Annotated in this window: 21 protein-coding genes; 15 read left to right on the top strand and 6 right to left on the bottom strand. The window is 60.1% G+C overall.

The window, feature by feature from the left end; all coding sequences use genetic code 11:
• Positions 1-150: 150 nt before the first annotated feature.
• Positions 151-1,167 carry a polyprenyl synthetase family protein gene (locus ACP7E0_RS12110; protein ID WP_426125149.1) on the bottom strand — a complete coding sequence of 339 codons (1,017 nt, stop codon included), beginning with the start codon at positions 1,165-1,167 and terminating at the stop codon, positions 151-153.
• 109 nt (positions 1,168-1,276) lie between these two features.
• On the opposite strand from ACP7E0_RS12110, the gene ACP7E0_RS12105 reads away from it, so the two are divergent.
• From ACP7E0_RS12105 to ACP7E0_RS12090, 4 genes are all read left to right on the top strand, one after another.
• On the top strand, positions 1,277-1,501 hold the full coding sequence (locus ACP7E0_RS12105; protein WP_426125148.1) for a DUF2007 domain-containing protein: 225 nt from the start codon (positions 1,277-1,279) through the stop codon (positions 1,499-1,501).
• The gene (locus ACP7E0_RS12100; protein ID WP_426125147.1) at positions 1,498-2,277 is read left to right on the top strand and encodes a tRNA1(Val) (adenine(37)-N6)-methyltransferase; all 780 of its coding nucleotides are present in this window, start codon (positions 1,498-1,500) and stop codon (positions 2,275-2,277) included. Before ACP7E0_RS12105 ends, ACP7E0_RS12100 begins: the two co-directional genes overlap by 4 nt.
• A 94-nt stretch (positions 2,278-2,371) precedes the next feature.
• Complete coding sequence (locus tag ACP7E0_RS12095) at positions 2,372-3,238, top strand: S49 family peptidase (protein WP_426125146.1); 867 nt, start codon at positions 2,372-2,374, stop codon at positions 3,236-3,238.
• A 28-nt stretch (positions 3,239-3,266) separates the two neighbouring features.
• The gene (locus tag ACP7E0_RS12090) at positions 3,267-3,455 is read left to right on the top strand and encodes a hypothetical protein (RefSeq protein ID WP_426125145.1); all 189 of its coding nucleotides are present in this window, start codon (positions 3,267-3,269) and stop codon (positions 3,453-3,455) included.
• A gap of 123 nt (positions 3,456-3,578) precedes the next feature.
• Here the strand turns inward: ACP7E0_RS12090 and ACP7E0_RS12085 are convergent, their stop codons facing one another.
• Together ACP7E0_RS12085 and ACP7E0_RS12080 are read right to left on the bottom strand one after the other, a co-directional pair.
• Positions 3,579-3,893 carry a type II toxin-antitoxin system RelE/ParE family toxin gene (locus tag ACP7E0_RS12085; protein ID WP_426125144.1) on the bottom strand — a complete coding sequence of 105 codons (315 nt, stop codon included), beginning with the start codon at positions 3,891-3,893 and terminating at the stop codon, positions 3,579-3,581.
• An 8-nt stretch (positions 3,894-3,901) separates the two neighbouring features.
• Positions 3,902-4,174: a hypothetical protein gene (locus ACP7E0_RS12080; protein ID WP_426125143.1), complete on the bottom strand. Its 273-nt coding sequence runs from the start codon at positions 4,172-4,174 to the stop codon at positions 3,902-3,904.
• Between the two features lie 168 nt (positions 4,175-4,342).
• Between ACP7E0_RS12080 and ACP7E0_RS12075 the strand changes: the two genes are divergently transcribed.
• Together ACP7E0_RS12075 and ACP7E0_RS12070 are read left to right on the top strand one after the other, a co-directional pair.
• Positions 4,343-5,305: a glycine--tRNA ligase subunit alpha gene (locus ACP7E0_RS12075; RefSeq protein WP_426125142.1), complete on the top strand. Its 963-nt coding sequence runs from the start codon at positions 4,343-4,345 to the stop codon at positions 5,303-5,305.
• 254 nt (positions 5,306-5,559) lie between these two features.
• Positions 5,560-6,546 carry a GGDEF domain-containing protein gene (locus ACP7E0_RS12070; RefSeq protein WP_426125141.1) on the top strand — a complete coding sequence of 329 codons (987 nt, stop codon included), beginning with the start codon at positions 5,560-5,562 and terminating at the stop codon, positions 6,544-6,546.
• 11 nt (positions 6,547-6,557) lie between these two features.
• Here the strand turns inward: ACP7E0_RS12070 and ACP7E0_RS12065 are convergent, their stop codons facing one another.
• Positions 6,558-6,755, bottom strand: a complete 198-nt coding sequence (locus ACP7E0_RS12065; protein WP_426125140.1) for a hypothetical protein — start codon at positions 6,753-6,755, stop codon at positions 6,558-6,560.
• A 204-nt stretch (positions 6,756-6,959) separates the two neighbouring features.
• Here ACP7E0_RS12065 and ACP7E0_RS12060 point away from each other — a divergent pair, with 204 nt between their 5' ends.
• The 9 genes from ACP7E0_RS12060 to ACP7E0_RS12020 all read left to right on the top strand — a co-directional run bounded on the left by ACP7E0_RS12060 (position 6,960) and on the right by ACP7E0_RS12020 (position 15,173).
• Positions 6,960-7,508 carry a LemA family protein gene (locus tag ACP7E0_RS12060; protein ID WP_426125139.1) on the top strand — a complete coding sequence of 183 codons (549 nt, stop codon included), beginning with the start codon at positions 6,960-6,962 and terminating at the stop codon, positions 7,506-7,508.
• Positions 7,509-7,608: 100 nt separating this feature from the next.
• A complete protein-coding gene (gene aroA, locus ACP7E0_RS12055) occupies positions 7,609-8,877 on the top strand; it encodes a 3-phosphoshikimate 1-carboxyvinyltransferase (protein ID WP_426125138.1) in 1,269 nt (422 codons plus the stop codon).
• A 56-nt stretch (positions 8,878-8,933) separates the two neighbouring features.
• Positions 8,934-10,877 carry a DUF2207 domain-containing protein gene (locus ACP7E0_RS12050; RefSeq protein WP_426125137.1) on the top strand — a complete coding sequence of 648 codons (1,944 nt, stop codon included), beginning with the start codon at positions 8,934-8,936 and terminating at the stop codon, positions 10,875-10,877.
• Positions 10,878-10,970: 93 nt separating this feature from the next.
• Positions 10,971-11,252 carry a type II toxin-antitoxin system RelE/ParE family toxin gene (locus tag ACP7E0_RS12045; RefSeq protein WP_426125136.1) on the top strand — a complete coding sequence of 94 codons (282 nt, stop codon included), beginning with the start codon at positions 10,971-10,973 and terminating at the stop codon, positions 11,250-11,252.
• 17 nt (positions 11,253-11,269) lie between these two features.
• Positions 11,270-11,569: a HigA family addiction module antitoxin gene (locus tag ACP7E0_RS12040; protein ID WP_426125135.1), complete on the top strand. Its 300-nt coding sequence runs from the start codon at positions 11,270-11,272 to the stop codon at positions 11,567-11,569.
• Positions 11,570-11,663: 94 nt separating this feature from the next.
• Positions 11,664-13,901, top strand: a complete 2,238-nt coding sequence (gene glyS, locus ACP7E0_RS12035; RefSeq protein ID WP_426125134.1) for a glycine--tRNA ligase subunit beta — start codon at positions 11,664-11,666, stop codon at positions 13,899-13,901.
• Positions 13,902-14,094: 193 nt separating this feature from the next.
• Positions 14,095-14,262, top strand: a complete 168-nt coding sequence (locus ACP7E0_RS12030; protein ID WP_426125133.1) for a type II toxin-antitoxin system RelE/ParE family toxin — start codon at positions 14,095-14,097, stop codon at positions 14,260-14,262.
• A 1-nt stretch (position 14,263) separates the two neighbouring features.
• Entirely contained in the window at positions 14,264-14,578 is a 315-nt protein-coding gene (locus ACP7E0_RS12025; protein WP_426125132.1) for a DNA-binding protein, read from the top strand.
• A gap of 106 nt (positions 14,579-14,684) precedes the next feature.
• Positions 14,685-15,173, top strand: a complete 489-nt coding sequence (locus ACP7E0_RS12020) for a DUF523 domain-containing protein (RefSeq protein WP_426125131.1) — start codon at positions 14,685-14,687, stop codon at positions 15,171-15,173.
• Between the two features lie 134 nt (positions 15,174-15,307).
• On the opposite strand, the gene ACP7E0_RS12015 is transcribed toward ACP7E0_RS12020, so the two are convergent.
• On the bottom strand, positions 15,308-15,835 hold the full coding sequence (locus tag ACP7E0_RS12015) for a plant virulence effector HPE1-like domain-containing protein (RefSeq protein ID WP_426125130.1): 528 nt from the start codon (positions 15,833-15,835) through the stop codon (positions 15,308-15,310).
• Positions 15,836-15,945: 110 nt separating this feature from the next.
• Positions 15,946-17,217, bottom strand: coding sequence for a phosphoribosylamine--glycine ligase (gene purD / locus ACP7E0_RS12010; RefSeq protein WP_426125129.1), 1,272 nt, complete (start codon positions 17,215-17,217; stop codon positions 15,946-15,948).
• Positions 17,218-17,223 lie beyond the last annotated feature (6 nt).

Below are 17,223 nucleotides of genomic sequence, written 5' to 3'. Positions count from 1 at the left end.
AACGCAATTCGACATACTGCCGTCAACTTCCGCTCACTCGATCGTGAGCGCCCCTCGACGGCAACCGGAACATGGACGGATAGAATGGCTTTTTTGGCGCAGTGCGGCAAGAAATTCCTCAAGCCTGCGGCCGATCCTTGCAACGGCCGGTCAGCTGACCCGCTCGATGCAGAAATCGATAACCTCGAGAAGCGCATCCTTCCAGGGCGATACCGGCAACGGCGCCAGGGCATCGCGGGCAATCGTGCCGTAATGCTGGGCCCGGGCGATGGTATCGGTCAGGCCGCCGTAGCGGGTGATCAGTCCCAGCGCCTTTTCCAGATTCTGGTCGTTACTCTCACCGCCCTCGATCGCTTCGCGCCAGAAGCTACGCTCCTCGGCCGTGCCGCGGCGATAAGACAAAATGACGGGCAAGGTGATCTTGCCTTCGCGGAAATCGTCGCCGGTATTCTTGCCGAGATCGGCCGCCTTGCCGCCATAGTCGAGCACGTCATCGACCAGCTGGAAGGCAAGACCCAGATTCATGCCATAGGATTTCAGCGCATTGCGGCTGGCCTTGTCGGTCTTGGCAACAATCGGACCGACTTCGGACGCCGCTGCAAACAGGGCGGCAGTCTTGGCGCGGATGACGGACAGATAATCGTCTTCGGTCGTCTCCATGTTCTTGGCGACGGAGAGCTGCAGCACCTCGCCTTCGGCAATGACGGAAGCAGCGGTGGAAAGCACGTCGAGTGCATCCAGCGAACCGACATCGACCATCATGCGGAATGCCTGGCCAAGCAGGAAGTCGCCGACGAGAACGCTGGCCTGGTTGCCCCAGATCATCCGTGCCGTCGATTTGCCGCGTCGCAGATCGCTCTCGTCGACCACATCGTCATGCAGAAGCGTGGCCGTGTGCATGAACTCGACTGCGGTCGCAAGCTTTATATGGGCATCGCCGGTAAATCCGAACATGGCGGCCGACGCCAGCGTCAGCATCGGGCGCAGGCGCTTGCCACCGGAGGAGATCAGGTGGTTGGCCACTTCCGGGATCATCTGAACGTCGGACCCCGCCTTGGACAGGATCAGCTGGTTGACGCGCTCCATGTCCGCCTTCGTCAGATCGACGAGCGGCTTGACGGATGCCTGTTTGTTTTTGCTGTCTTCCAGCGGTATCACTACGCCCAACACAAGGGACTCCTGTTCAAATTCCAGTTCGGACAATAGAAAGGGGGGCTTGTGGCGGCAAGAGGCGAATTGTCCCGCTTGCTCAAATAAGGCAGGAAAACGACCCGGAATGAAGGAATTGATCCGTACCAACGACGTCGTCGTGCTCTCGTTTGCCGAAAGTCTGATGAAGGATGCCGGCATCGGCTGCTTCATCGCCGATCAGGGCATGAGCATTCTTGAAGGTTCACTCGGCCTATTGCCTCGCCGTTTTCTGGTCGATGAGGATGATGCGGACGAGGCAAGGCAGGTCTTGATCGATGCTGGGCTTGAGGCGGAATTGCGAGACGCATGACGACGACGGCCACCGAAACCATCGACAGCTTCCACCGCGGTCAATTTCAAGTGATCCAGCCGCTGGGGCAGGGACACCGGTCCGGCATGGACGCGATGCTGCTTGCCTCGCTGGTCGCCTCGGAAAAGCCCTGCCGTGTCGCCGATCTCGGCGCCGGTGCTGGCGCAGCCGGCTTCGCCGTTGCCTCGCGGCTAGACAATGCCGAAGTGCTTCTGGTCGAGCGGTCGCCGTTGATGGCGGATTTTGCCAGGCGAAGCCTGGTACTTGCGGAAAACGCCCGTTTTGGCAGCCGGATATCCGTTCTCGAAGCCGACGTATCGCTGACCGGTCGGGCAAGGGTTGCAGCCGGTCTTGCCGACAACAGTTTCGATCACGTCATCATGAACCCACCCTTCAACGATGCCTCGGACCGCAAGACGCCGGATGCATTGAAGGCTGAGGCGCATGCGATGACCGATGGCCTGTTCGACACCTGGATCAAGATGGCCTGCGCTATAGCACGGCCCAACGGACAACTGTCGTTGATCGCCCGGCCGGAATCGATCGCCGAGATCATCTCCGCCTGCGGCCGCCGTTTCGGCGGCATCGAGATCACGCCCTTGCATCCGCGCGCCGGTGAAAATGCCGTTCGCATCCTGGTCACGGCAATCAAGCAGAGCCGGGCGCGGCTGACGCTGCGGGCGCCACTGATCGTGCATGAGGCAGAGACGCACAAGTTCGTAACCGCTGTCGATGACATGAACAACGGCCGTACCGCCTACCATCGCAATCGATGATTTTGATGATGTGCCATTGCGTTTGCCGCGCCAATGCATACATGCCAACACGCATAATGATTGCCAATACGTACAACGAATGCAGGGAGTTCAGATGGCCGGACTGTTCAGAAAACTGTTGCCGAAGCGTTTTCGCAAGGAAGGCGTGACGATCCCGGTCGTCAGGCTTCAGGGTGCGATCATGGCGGGTGGCAGCCAGTTTCGCCCGGCACTCAATCTTGCGACGATTGCGCCGGTGCTTGAAAAAGCCTTTTCGATGAAGGACGCCCCAGCCGTTGCCATCTCGATCAATTCTCCCGGCGGCTCGCCCGTCCAGTCGCGGCTGATTTATCAGCGTATCCGCGATCTGGCGGAAGAAAAGAAGAAGCGTGTCATCATCTTCGTCGAGGATGTGGCTGCTTCCGGCGGCTATATGATTGCGCTGGCCGGCGACGAGATCATTGCCGACCCGACCTCGATCGTCGGTTCCATCGGTGTCGTGTCCGGCGGCTTCGGTTTTCCGGACCTGTTGAAGAAGATCGGCGTCGAGCGGCGCGTCTACACCGCCGGTTCCAACAAGGTGATGCTCGATCCGTTCCAGCCGGAAAAGGAGAAGGATATCGAGTTCCTCAAGGGGCTGCAGCTCGAAATCCACGACATCTTCATCGGCATGGTCAAGGCGCGTCGCGGTCATCTTTTGGCCGATACGCCCGACATTTTCTCCGGCCTGTTCTGGACCGGCAAACGTGGTCAGGAGCTTGGACTGGTCGATAGCCTCGGCGACATGCGCGGCGAGCTGAAAAAACGGTTTGGCGCAAAGACCCAGCTGCAACTGGTCTCCGCCTCGCGCGGCCTGTTCGGCCGCCGCCAGCCAGGCGCGTCGATGGCCAGCGGAATGGCCGAGCGTTTTGCCGTCTCTGCCGTTTCCGGCCTTGCCGAGGTGGCGGAGGAAAGAGCATTATGGGGCCGCTTCGGGCTTTGATGGTCTGACGGAAACGGGGGGAGGTCGCATGCCGCAATTGATTCTAATGCTGCTGTTTGCAGCCATCGCCTGGGTCGGCTACCGCAAATTCGTGGCCGACGCCGAAAAACTGAGCCGCCGCCAGCAGGAAACCCGCCGCCAGCAGGAAACCGGCACACAGGGCACGCTGGTCAAGGATCCGGTGACAGGGGAATATCGGCTGAAGAAGCCGGAGTGATGACGATGGACATTTCACAGCGGCGGAAATTGGCGTTAGGGAGAATTAAAGGATACTAGCTCAGGCTTCCAGTGGACTGGAATTTTGATCGTGCTGACGCCAACGCACGAGACGAAGGCGACGTTAACCCCGCTCCGTCACCCGTGATTCCCAATCTGCCCCGCCATAGCTGACACAAATAACGTAGGCTTCGCGGCGATCGTCAGCGACGGTGAAACACACGACTGCCTTGCCTGCCGCTGGGATGATGCGAAGCCCCGGATAAATTTCGTTGCGGACCGTGCCGACATGCGGGAAGTCATGCAGCGAAAGCAATGTGGCTTCGATATCGTTGATTTTCGTCTCGGCGACATCATATCCCGCGTATTCGCCGATAAAAATGGTCATCGTGGAAAGGTCGTCACGGACAAGCGGGTGGCGAACAACCTTGTAGCGCATTCTACCGATCAGCCCCTTTTCGCGCGGATAAGGGCGCGTATGTCATCGAACATCGTGTCGCCCTCCAGTGGTATCCATTGATCCTTCGGCAGTTCCATTCTTCTTCGGATCTCGTCCGCCATTCCCGCCAATGGATCGGCAGCAACGGTATCATTCTGCATCATCTGCTCGATCCCGGCCTGGATGACACTGGAGACGGATGGATAGAGGCCATCCGCCACCATTTTTTCCGCGAATTCCCGGTGGGTTTCGTCCAGTTCAATTGCGATCTTGACGGTCATGTGCCGATCCCTTGTTTCAAGGCTAGCCTATCATAAACGGCGAATTGTCCGCAACGAGACAAGGGTACGCACGGTGCTCCTTCTGTTTCGCCAGCCGGGCACGCCCCTTGACCCTCTTCGCCCATCATGGCACCAGACAGCCAGATACCTTCAACCTGGACTGATGCCATGACCGCCGCCGCTCTCCCGGACCACATGAACCCCAAGCGCTCCTTTCAAGCGCTGATTCTGACACTGCACAATTACTGGGCGGACAAGGGATGCGCGGTTCTGCAGCCCTATGACATGGAAGTCGGCGCCGGCACTTTTCATCCGGCAACGACATTGCGCGCGCTTGGCCCCAAGCCGTGGCGGGCAGCCTACGTGCAGCCGTCGCGCCGCCCGTCCGACGGGCGTTACGGCGAAAACCCCAACCGGTTGCAGCATTATTACCAGTACCAGGTCATCCTGAAGCCCAACCCGCCGAACTTGCAGGAACTCTACCTCGGTTCGCTGGCGGCCATCGGTCTCGATCCGCTGTTGCACGATATTCGTTTCGTCGAGGATGACTGGGCAAGCCCGACGCTGGGTGCCTGGGGTCTCGGCTGGGAATGCTGGTGCGACGGTATGGAAGTCTCGCAGTTTACCTATTTTCAGCAGGTTTGCGGCATCGAATGCTCGCCGGTCTCCGGCGAACTCACCTATGGTCTCGAGCGCCTCGCCATGTATGTCCAGGGCGTCGACAATGTCTACGATCTGAACTTCAACGGCCGGGAGGGCGACGAGAAGATCAGCTACGGGGATGTCTTCCTGCAGGCGGAGCAGGAATATTCCCGGCACAATTTCGAATATGCCAACACGGCGATGCTGCAGCAGCATTTCGTCGATGCCGAGAAGGAATGCATGGCGCTTTTGGCCGCCGGTGCGCCCGATACAGGCGCAAATGCGATCCTGCACAAATGTGTCTTCCCGGCCTATGACCAGTGCATCAAGGCCAGCCACGTCTTTAACCTGCTCGATGCACGCGGCGTAATTTCCGTGACGGAGCGTCAAAGCTACATTCTGCGCGTGCGCACACTGGCGACGGCCTGCGGCGAGGCCTTTCTGCTCACGGACGCCGGTGGCATCAATTTGGCGAAAGACGCTGCCTAATCGTTGACCGAACACCAGGCCCGCCCGAGCCTCCGTATAAAACCGGCGGGCGCCGGGCGCTGTCTGCCAGAGCGCAGCGGCCTCGTTGATACCTGTAATCGTCGATCTGCAGTAAAAATACAAGCATTGGATGATTTTTACCGCCACTCTCCTTATGGGGGTATAATCAATTGCTTGAGCCCGCCCGGTTGTTCAGCAAGCGTTTAAGGAGTTTGTTCTAAGCTTTGTCCAAGTGATTGAGTTCAGGACGCGTAATGGACGACGAGGATACTCTCCCCCCGGAAGTTTTGGCTTCGATGTTGATGCGAATGTTCGAGTTCGCACCGATCGCGATGGCGATTACCACCAGTGATACGAAGACCTCGAGCTATGCCAAGGTCAACGACGCCTATCTGAAGCTGACGGGCCTGAAATGGGAAAATATCCGCGGCAAGAAGCTGACGTCGGATGGCGCCGCGATCGATAACCCGGCCCGCGATCGCCGCCACCGTCTGCTCGCGGAAGTGGGGTCCTACGAGCTCGAAGAAGTCGATCTCGTCTATGCCGACGGCACGATCATCCCGACGCTGATCTCGGCGCAGAGAACCCTTGTCGATGGCGTATCCTTCGATGTCGAAGTCATTGTCGACGTATCGGCGCGTGTCAGGCAGCAGCGCGAAATCGAAAACGCCTTGCGGGCATCGGCACGCACCGACGCTCTGTCGGGCCTTCCGAACCGGGCTTGTTTCGACGAGGTCGTCGTCGAAGCCGTTGCGCGCAGCATGTTGAACGACCGCAAACTTGCGCTGGCCTTCATCGACCTCAACGGCTTCAAGATGGTCAACGATACGCTGGGGCATGCTGCCGGCGACGAGGTCTTGAGAACCATCGCCAGCCGCCTGCGCGAAAGCTTTCGCGCCACCGATTTCATTGCCAGAATTGGCGGCGATGAATTCGTCGTCCTGCTCGATATCGACCTGAAACTGGCCGCTGATGTGCAGCAGAATGTCCAGGATGCGATGGAGCGGGTTTTCAAGCCCATCGCCATAGAGGGGAAGGTGACCTATACCGGCGCGGCCGTTGGCGTCACGTTCCTGCAGCCGGACGATACCGTCGCATCCTTCGTTCGCAGGGCCGACGAGTACATGTATATCGCCAAGACCAGCGAACAGCGTGTGGCCGTCGTCTGTTTCGGGCAGATCCTCGAGACGGTCCCTTCGCCGGAAGACTCGATGGAATGGGGCAAGTTGGGCCGCTCCTAAAAAGACACACCCTAAATCACGTCGCTCGCCTCGACGCCAATCTGCCAAACCGGCTTCTGGATCACAAAGGCGCCGGTCGGCAGCTGGCCGGCATAGGTCTGCATTGCACGGCGAACACCGGCCGGCTTCTCAACTGTGCCGAGGCTTGCATAGGCAAAAAACAGGGCCGAAAATGCGATGACGTTGATGAGGACGGCGAGCGTTTTCATGGGTCTGATACTTTGCGGGTTCGACGTTGATCTGATGCCCCACTATCGATCAGACGCCGCCACCGCGCGGTTCCTGGCGGAACAGCTTGATGCGGATGAAACGGGAAAAGCGGCGGGGTGAAGCGAGCGGTCAAAATTTGTCTTTCAACAGCGGCGTTCGATCCATAAGCTGCGCAAAACGTATGTTTCGGGAAGGAACCCCTGATGATTGGTCTCGCTATTGCCGCGGTCGTGATCCTCTACCTGATTTTCATCTATAACGGCCTAGTCAAGGCGCGGCAGGTGAAGGAGGAGGCATGGTCCGGCATCGACGTGCAGCTGAAGCGGCGGGCGGATCTGATTCCCAACCTGATCGAGACCGTCAAAGGCTATGCCGCCCATGAAAAAGGCACTCTGGAAGAGGTCGTAGCACTTCGAAACAAGGCGCAGGCGCTGCCGGCAGGCGATGTCGCCGGACGGGCCTCGGCGGAAGGCATGCTGAGCCAGGCGCTCGGCAAGCTGTTTGCGCTGGCAGAAGCCTATCCGGACCTCAAGGCCAACCAGAATTTCTCCGAGCTGCAGCAATCGCTGGAGGAGATCGAAAGCGAAGTGCAGATGGCTCGCCGCTATTACAACGGTGCTGCCCGCGACCTCAACGTCAAGGTGGAAAGCTTCCCGTCGAATTTCATTGCCGGCCCCTTTGGATTTACCAAGGCGGCCTTTTTCGAGATCACCAACGAGGCCGACCGCACTGTCCCTGTGGTGAAGTTTTGATCTAGCCGGAAAAGCCATTCCGTCGTAGACGGCTGTCCATGATTGATAGAGCATGCACGGCCACGAACAGGCGGTGCTGAAGGCATGAAGAGACAAGAGCATGAACGCCGCAGACCAGAAACTGACCATCCTTCCCCCCGGCCATCCGCTTGAAGGCCGCGTCAGTCCGCCCGGCTCGAAGTCCATCACCAACCGGGCGCTGCTTCTGGCTGGTCTCGCCAAGGGCACCAGCCGTCTGACGGGTGCGCTGAAGAGCGATGACACCCGTTATATGGCCGATGCCCTGCGCGCCATGGGTGTGGAGATTTCCGAGCCGGACGATACAACGTTCATCGTCTCTGGTTCTGGCAAGCTTTGGCCGCCTGAAAAGCCGCTGTTTCTCGGCAATGCCGGGACTGCGACCCGCTTCCTGACGGCCGCCGCAGCTCTTGTCGATGGCACGGTGGTGGTCGATGGCGACCAGCATATGCGCAAGCGGCCGATCGCGCCTCTGGTGATTGCGCTTCGGTCTCTCGGCGTCACGGTGGAAGCCGAAACCGGCTGCCCGCCTGTAGCGGTTTCAGGCACAGGCGATTTTTCTAAGGACCATGTCACCATCGATGCCGGCCTTTCGAGCCAGTATGTTTCCGCCCTGCTGATGGCGGCTGCGGGCGCTTCCAGCCCTATCAATATCGAGCTTGCAGGCGAAGAGATCGGCGCGCGTGGCTATATCGATCTGACAGTTGCCGCGATGCGCGCCTTTGGCGCTGAAGTAACCCAGGTCAGCCCATCGATCTGGCAGGTGGCTCCCACCGGCTATCACGCCACCGACTATCTGATCGAGCCCGATGCGTCTGCTGCAACCTATCTCTGGGCGGCGGAAGTCTTGACCGGTGGCCGGATCGATCTCGGCGTTGTGGCCACGTCCTTCTCACAGCCCGATGCGAAAGCCTATGAGGTGATCGCCACGTTCCCGCATATGCCGGCGATCATCGACGGTTCGCAGATGCAGGATGCCATTCCGACGCTTGCCGTGCTGGCCGCCTTCAACGAGACACCGGTGCGTTTCGTCGGCATCGAAAACCTGCGCGTCAAGGAATGCGACCGCACTCGCGCGCTCTCCACCGGCCTGTCGAACATCCGCGCCGGTCTCGCCATCGAGGAGGGCGACGATCTGCTGGTCGCCTCCGATCCGGCTCTGGCTGGCCAGACGCTGCCGGCCGACATCGACACGTTCGCCGATCACCGCATTGCCATGAGCTTCGCGCTGGCCGGCCTGAAGATCACCGGCATCACCATTCTCGACCCCGGCTGTGTCGCGAAAACCTATCCGCGCTACTGGGACGAGCTTGCTTCGCTGGGCGTCGGACTTGAGGGCGACCGGCCTTAATCGGCCTTGAGCAGGCAGACAGATACGGTTGTTTGGGCCGGGGAGGGATCGATCGCATGAAACGTGTTTTCGCGGCGCTGGGATGGCTCTCCTTTTTCCTTGCCGTTCTCTGGTCCACGGCAGGGTTTGCGCGAGCCGAGGAGGTGTTTACCGCCTATCGCTCGGCCATCGACGTCGCCAAGAGCGGTGTGCTCAGCGTCACGGAAACGATCACCGCCAATGTCGAGGGAGACCGCATTAGGCGCGGCATCTACCGCGATTTTCCGTTGACCGTGACCGATGCAGGCGGCCGCCTCGTCAAGGTCGATTTCAAGCTCATTTCCGTCGAGCGCGACGGTGCCGAGGAGCCCTATCGCACCGAAAGCATCAGCGGCGGCATCCGTATCTATACCGGCGACAAGGATGTGTTCTTGGCCGATGGCGAACATACCTTTCAGTTTACCTATGAGACAGCCCGTCAGATCCGTTTCTTTCCGGGCCACGATGAACTCTACTGGAACGTGACCGGCAACGAATGGGCGTTTCCGATCGAGGAAGCATCTGCCACGGTTGCCTTGCCTGCGGGTGTGAAAGCCGAGGCGCTGGATGTCTTTACCGGCGGCCAGGGGACAACTGGCAAGAATGCCCGCGCGCTTGAGGATGGCGACCGGCTGGTCTTCACCACCACGCGCCGCCTTGAGGCGAACGAAGGGCTGACCATCGCCGTCAAAATGCCGAAAGGCAGCATCGATCCGCCGTCGGTATCACAGGAAAGGGCGTGGTGGTTTTACGATCACCTGCCGCCGATCCTGGCCATCGCGGGCTTCGTGATCGCGGCGCTTTATTATTCGCGCATGTGGCTGAAGGTCGGCCGCGATCCGGCTCGCGGCGTCATCGTGCCGCGCTGGGATGCGCCGGATGGGATCTCTCCGGCGCTGGTCAACTATATCGACAACAAGGGTTTTTCCGGCCAGGGCTGGACGGCGCTCTCCGCCGCCGCCCTCAATCTCGCGGTCGAAGGCTATGTCGTTCTGAAGGATTTCAAGAGCTCGCTGGTGATCACCCGCACCAACAGGCCAAAGCCGCCGTCGCTGCCAACCGGCGAGGCGGCCGTGCTCGCGGCGGTGCAGCGCAATGGCGGTGAGCTGACGATCGACAAGGACAATGGCCCGGCGGTGCAGAAGGCCGGAGCCGATTTCCGCACTGCCATTGAAAAGGAGCACCGCAACAAATACTACCATGCCAATACCGCCTATGTGGTCGGTGGCATCGCAATCTCTGCACTGTTTCTGCTCGCCATTTTTATCTTCGGCCTTCTCGATGGGGCGACGGTGGCGCTGGTGCTTGTGCCGGTGTTTGCCTCTGTGGTCATCTCGCTGTTTGCGCTCGCCATCGGCCGGCTGTTCAACAAGCGCGGCAGCCTGTTTGCGCGCATCGGCTTGCTGATCGTCGCCGCCCTTCTTACCTTTTTTGTCGTCGCGTCCGCGCTGAGTGTTTTGGCGGTTGTCATCAGCATGGCGCTGACCGCGCATCAGGTGCCGCTGCTGATCGGCGTCGGCGGCATCGTGCTTGTCAACATGCTGTTCTTCCATCTGATGGGCGCGCCGACGCCGATCGGCTCGAAGATGATGGATGGCATCGATGGCCTGCGGCAATATCTGACGCTCGCCGAAAAAGAGCGGATGAACATGGCCGGTGCACCGGACATGTCGCCGCAGCATTTCGAGAAGCTCCTGCCCTATGCTGTGGCGCTGGGCGTCGAAAAACCCTGGTCGGAAACCTTCGACCGCTGGCTTCTGGCCGCAGCAGCAGGGGCTGCCGCCTACCAGCCCGCCTGGTATACCGGCAATACCTTCGCCGCCGGCTCCTTCGGTGACCGTATGGGCGGCTTTGCAGGCTCTATGGCCAGCACCATGACCTCCTCACTGCCCCCGCCACCCAGCTCCTCATCCTCCGGCTTCTCCACCGGCGGCGGCTTTTCCGGCGGCGGCGGCGGTGGTGGCGGTGGAGGCGGATGGTAGTTTTAAATTGCTCTAAGGGGCTTGTATCAAGTCGTGATACTTGACGCGGCCAAATCGTTGTATCAGTATATGGTACGGTTTTGGAGATCAGTGGTGATCCGTTCCTTCAAGGGAAAACTGTCTCCGTCCGTTGCAGACGGCAGCGTGAAAAAGGGTTTTCCGGTCGATCTCATTCGCCGGGCGCAGCAATTGCTGGTTCTATTGAATGCGGCGTCCGACGTGAAGGATTTGCGCTCGCCGCCGGGCAATCGATTGGAGAAATTGTCCGGAGATCGGGAAGGTCAGTATTCGATCCGTATCAACCAGCAGTGGCGTATCTGTTTCCGATGGTCGAACGGCGGCGCCGATGACGTGGAAATCGCCGATTACCATTGAGCGCAAGGACTGATCAGATGAGTGATATCTGCCTGCCGGCCATCCATCCTGGTGAAATTCTGAAAGATCTCTATCTTGACCCGCTGGAGATGAGCGCCGGAACGCTTGCCAAGCAGTTGAATGTTCCAAGAACCCGCATCGAACGCATCGTCACGGGCAAAACCGGGGTAACTTCGGACACCGCCCTGCGCCTTGCGAGATTCTTCGATACCACGCCGGAACTCTGGATGAATCTGCAAGTGAGTTATGATCTCAAGATCGAAGCAAAACGCAAACGCGCCGAGATTGAACGCATCCCGGTTCGTGATGCCGCTTGAGCACTGACTTTTCCGCCATTGAATGGATGACTTTTGCCGCCGGGCTTGCTAAATCCCCCGCAGTCAATCGATCCCTTAGAAAAGCATCCATTCCATGCCCGATCTTCTGCTTGAACTCCGCTCCGAGGAAATCCCGGCCCGTATGCAGCGCAAGGCTGCCGGTGATCTGAAGAAGCTGTTGACCGATGCGCTGGTCGAGGCGGGGCTGACCTATGAAGGTGCCAGGGAATACTGGACGCCGCGCCGGCTGACGCTCGATATTCGCGGCCTCAACACCCGCTCCGCTGATATCAGCGAAGACCGCAAGGGTCCGCGCACTGATGCCAATGAAAAGGCGATCGAAGGCTTTTTGCGCGGTGCCGGTCTCACCTCGATCGATCAGGCGCATGTGCATAGCGATCCGAAGAAGGGCGATTTCTACGTCGCCCATATTGTCAAGCCCGGCCGCCCTGCAGAAGAGATCATCGCCGAGGTGATCCCCGGCCTTATCCGCAATTTCCCCTGGGGCAATCCGATGCGCTCTGGCGCCGCGTCGGCCAAGCCGGGCGCGCTGCGCTGGGTGCGGCCGCTGCAGTCGATCGTCTGCCTGTTCGGCCCGGAACACGAGGAAACCCACGTCATCCCGTTTACGGTCGGCGATATCACCGCGTCGAACATCACCTATGGCCACCGCTTCCATGCGCCGGAAGCCATTACCGTGCGCCGCTTTGCCGATTACATCGAGAAGCTGGAAAAGGCCAAGGTCATCCTCGATGCCGAGCGCCGCAAGCAGATCATCGCCGCCGACGCTGCCAACATCGCCTTTGCCAATGGCCTCGAACTGGTCGAGGACGAAGGCCTGCTCGAGGAAGTATCCGGCCTCGTCGAATGGCCGCAGGTGCTGATGGGCTCGTTCGAGGAAGACTATCTGGCGATCCCCTCGGAAATCATCCGGCTGACCATCAAGACCAACCAGAAATGTTTCGTCACCCGCCGTCCGGGCGAGGAAACCCTGTCGAACAAGTTCATCCTCGTTGCCAATATCGAGGCAAAGGACGGCGGCAAGGAAATCGTCCACGGCAACGGCAAGGTTGTGCGTGCGCGTCTCTCCGATGCCAAGCATTTCTGGACCCGTGACCAGGGCAACCTGCCGGACCTCGAAACGCTGGCCGCCTCGGCCGCAAAATTCGATCTCGACCTGAAAAAGCCGCTCGACCAGCGCATGGCCAAACTTGATGCGCTGAACGTCACCTTCCACGCCAAGCTCGGCTCGCAGGGCGAGCGCGTCCAGCGTATCCGCACGCTGGCTGCCGAACTGGCCAAGGTGACCGGCGCAGACGCAGCTCTGGTTGACCGCGCCGTCGTCCTGGCCAAGGCTGACCTGCGCACCGAAGCCGTCGGCGAATTCCCCGAGCTTCAGGGCATCATGGGCCGCAAATATGCCGTCCTGCAGGGCGAAGACGCCTCCGTCGCCGCAGCGATCGAAGACCACTGGAAGCCGCAAGGCCCGTCCGACCGCCTGCCTGCCGATGCCGTTGGCCTGACGGTTGCGCTCGCCGACAAGTTGGATACGCTTGTTGGATTCTGGGCCATTGACGAGAAGCCGACAGGCTCGAAGGATCCCTATGCGCTCCGTCGTGCGGCGTTGGGTGTTGTGCGGATACTGCTGGAGCGGAAGGTGCGTTTGCCGCTTTCCACTGTTGTGAAGGATAGCGACCTCCTGTCCTTCTTCCACGACCGCCTGAAAGTCTACCTGCGCGATCTCGGCGCCCGCCACGACCTGATCGATGCGGTTCTGGCTGCGCCCCCCTCATCCGGCCCTGCGGGCCACCTTCTCCCCGCTGGGGAGAAGAAGGAGCAAGGGGCAGCGGCAGAGACCTCTTCTCCCCAGCGGGGAGAAGGTGCCCGAAGGGCGGATGAGGGGGGCGCAGCCAATGACGATCTGCTGATGGTCGCCCGCCGCGTCGAAGCGCTGACGGCTTTCGTCACCTCGGAAGAGGGCCTGAACCTGCTGGCCGGCACCAAGCGCGCCACGCAGCTTCTGGCCGCAGAGGAAAAGAAGGGCACGCACGTCGCAGCCAACGTCGATCCGGTACTGACGCTCGACGCGGAAAAGGCGCTCTATGCCGCCGTGACGCAGGCCTCCACCGAGGCAAGCGCTGCAATCGTGGGCGAAGATTTCCGCTCGGCTATGGAAGCCCTGTCGAAGCTGCGCGGCCCGGTCGACCAGTTCTTCGCCGACGTTCTCGTCAACGACGACGATCCGGCCATCCGCGCCAATCGCCTCGCCCTGCTCGGCCTGATCCGTGCGGCAACCGGAACGGTTGCGGATTTTTCGAAGATTTCGGGCTGAAGCAATTCTTGTCAATGGTGACGTATATGTTACCATTGACACATGAAGATCCTCGAATATCTGGATCAGACGGGCAGAAGTCCTTTTGCTGAATGGTTCGCGTCGATCGAAGCGAGAGCCGCGTCGAAAGTGACGATTGCGTTGGCGCGCGTCTCATCCGGCAATCTGTCCAACGTCAAGGGCGTTGGACAGATTGCCGGAGTATCGCCTCGACTACGGGCCGGGTTACCGGATTTATTTCGTCCGGGATGGCGAAGAGATCATCATTCTGCTCACCGGTGGTACGAAAAAGCGCCAGCAAAACGACATCGATACCGCCCAGGAGCGCTGGCGTGACTACAAACGCCGCAAAGGAAGCTGACATGCCATTGACGCGCGACTTCAAGACAACGGTTCAAGCGCGAGCCCGCAATGATGCAAGCTTTGGGGCGGCACTGTTGTCGGATGCTGTCGAGCTTCTGCTGTCTGGTGATGTGGAAACCGGCAAGTCGGTTCTGCGGGATTTCATCAACGCCACCGTAGGTTTCGAACGCCTCGCTGAAAAGGTGGGAACGCCCGCCAAAAGCTTGATGCGGATGTTCGGACCGAAGGGAAACCCGCGCGCGGAAAACCTGTTCCACGTGATCAGCCAGCTTCAGGAAGAGACCGGCGTTCACCTCGCCGTCGCTGCCGCGTAACGCAGTTTTTAGTTGACGTTCCTGGGGCGAGAGCCAGCGGTGGATGTTTCGATCCACGATGACGGTCCCTCTGGAAATCAAGGCCACAGAGGGCTATCCCAGATCCATGACCGCCAAAATCCTCGTCAGTGCCTGTCTCATGGGCCATGCCGTCCGTTATGACGGGCAGGCTAAGCCGCTTGTGCATCCGGCGCTTGATCGCTGGCGCGAGGAGGGGCGGCTGGTAACGATCTGTCCGGAGATATCGGCCGGTATGCCGGTGCCGCGCCTGCCGGCGGAGATCGAACCGGGAAAATCGGCCACCGACATCCTCTCCGGCAATGGCCATGTCCGCGAAAGCAACGGTGGCGATGTGACGGATGCGTTTCGCCAAGCAGCCGAAAACGCGCTTGCGCTGGCGCGCGAAACCGGCTGCGCTTACGCGCTGTTGATCGATGGTAGCCCCTCCTGCGGCTCCGGCTTCATCTATGACGGCAGTTTTTCGGGACAGCGCCAGCCTGGAGCCGGGGTGACGGCCACGCTTTTGAAGGCCAATGGCATTCAGGTGTTTTCCGACCGGCAGATTGAGGAATTGGTGGCAGCTGCGGACGCCTGACTGCGAAAGACCGGAGCACACCACGAAAAATTGCGCCCCTGCTTCTCTCAGGGGCGCAATCTTTCGCCTGGAGGGCGAATACCCGATCAGCCTTCTATCTGCGGCTGGTTAGGGCGGGGACATGGAGTTCAGTGTTAATTTAGCCGAAGTTGGAAATTTTTAAGATCAACTTCTTGTGACTGGCTGTCTTGCGGCGTGACTGCGGCCATTCCGGCCGTTGATGCAGTGTTCACAGCGGCTGTTTTTACAGCGTTATCGATGATGTTCAGGGTCGCTGTCGCCTGTGCTTCGACCGGCAACGCATCGCCTGTTGTCGCAGTTACCAGATGCTGTGCAGTCGGCATCTTGGCTTGCGCCTGCTTGATGTCGGCCTCCGACGCCTTGCTGACGAAGACGACCGGCGAGCCGCCAAGCCAGGCTTCGGTGCGAACCAGTTTCATCTCGCCGTTGATTGTCTTCAGCTCGACCCGGTCCGTCCCCGGTGCGACGTCCGGCACGATATAGCCGGTTTTCTTCTTGACGACCAATGGCGGGCACTGGCCACAGGAAAGCTGCGAGATACTGCTGTTGACATTCTGGCCCGCGACTACGTTTTCAATCGATGTCGCGCCGGCGGTGCCAGCCGCGGCCAGGCTTGCAAGTGTAAACAAAAGGGCGCGCATCGGCATTCTCCTCTGAAATCGTCAGATGAAAATAGCCGTTCTCCGTTACGTTCCCGTCAGGAGAATTGGTAAAAATTGAATGAGTTTTCCAATTGGCCTGCCGTTGCCGGTCAGGCCTTTTCGCGCTCGACCGCCTGCCAGCCGATATCGCGGCGGCAAAAGCCATTGTCCCATTCCACCCGGTCAAGCGCCGCATAGGCGCTGTCCTTGGCCGCGCTGACGGTGCGGCCCATCGCCGTCACATTGAGCACACGGCCGCCGATGGCAACCAGTTGCCCGTCTTTCAGCGCTGTTCCGGCGTGGAACACCTTGGCCTCGGTGCCTGCCTGGGGGATGTTCGCAATGGGTGTGTTCTTCTCGTAAGCACCCGGATAGCCCTTGGACGCCATCACCACAGTGAGCGCGGCATCGTCGCGCCATTCGGCGGTAACAGAGGCCAGCGTCCCGGTGGCCGCGGCATAGAGCAACGGCAGCAGGTCACTCTTCAGCCGCATCATCAGCACTTGGCATTCCGGATCGCCGAAGCGGACATTGTACTCGATCAGTTCCGGGCCCTTGGCGGTGATCATCAGCCCGGCAAACAGCACACCGGTGAAAGGGTGGCCGCTATCGGCCATGCCTGATATCGTCGGCTCGATGATCTCGCGCATCGTGCGCGCGACCATCTCAGGCGTCATCACCGGGGCTGGTGAATAGGCGCCCATGCCGCCGGTGTTCGGGCCTGTGTCGCCATCGCCGACGCGCTTGTGATCCTGTGCCGAGGCCAGAGCCAGAGCGGTCTTGCCGTCGCAAAGGCAGAAGAAGCTCGCTTCCTCGCCATCGAGATAGGCTTCAACCACGACCTCGGCACCAGCTGCACCAAACGTGCCGGAGAAACAGCTGTCGACGGCATCAAGCGCTTCATCGATCGTCATGGCAACGGTGACGCCCTTGCCGGCGGCAAGTCCATCGGCCTTGATGACGATCGGCGCGCCCTGCTCATGGATATAGGCCTTGGCCGGTTCAGCAGAGGTGAAGCGTTGATAGGCGCCGGTCGGGATGTTGTATTTGGCGCAGATGTCCTTGGTGAAACCCTTGGAGCCTTCAAGCTGGGCCGCCGCCGCCGATGGTCCGAAAACCGGAATGCCGCCGTTGCGCAATGTGTCGCCCAGACCCGCGACCAGCGGTGCTTCCGGCCCGACCACGACGAAATCGATCGCTTGCCTGCGGCAGAAGGCAAGAACGGCATCATTATCAGCCGTATCGATATCGACAATGATTGCCTCTTCGGCGATGCCGGGATTGCCGGGGGCGGCATAGAGAGCCGTCAGGCGTGGCGATTGCGCCAGTTTCCATGCCAGCGCATGTTCGCGCCCGCCCGACCCGATCAACAGAACTTTCATCGCCTA

The sequence above is a fragment of the Pararhizobium sp. PWRC1-1 genome, from assembly GCF_049897905.1.
Lineage (GTDB): Bacteria > Pseudomonadota > Alphaproteobacteria > Rhizobiales > Rhizobiaceae > Pararhizobium.
The sequence above is the reverse complement of the archived record's forward strand: the minus strand, read 5'-3'. Positions and strand labels throughout refer to the sequence as shown.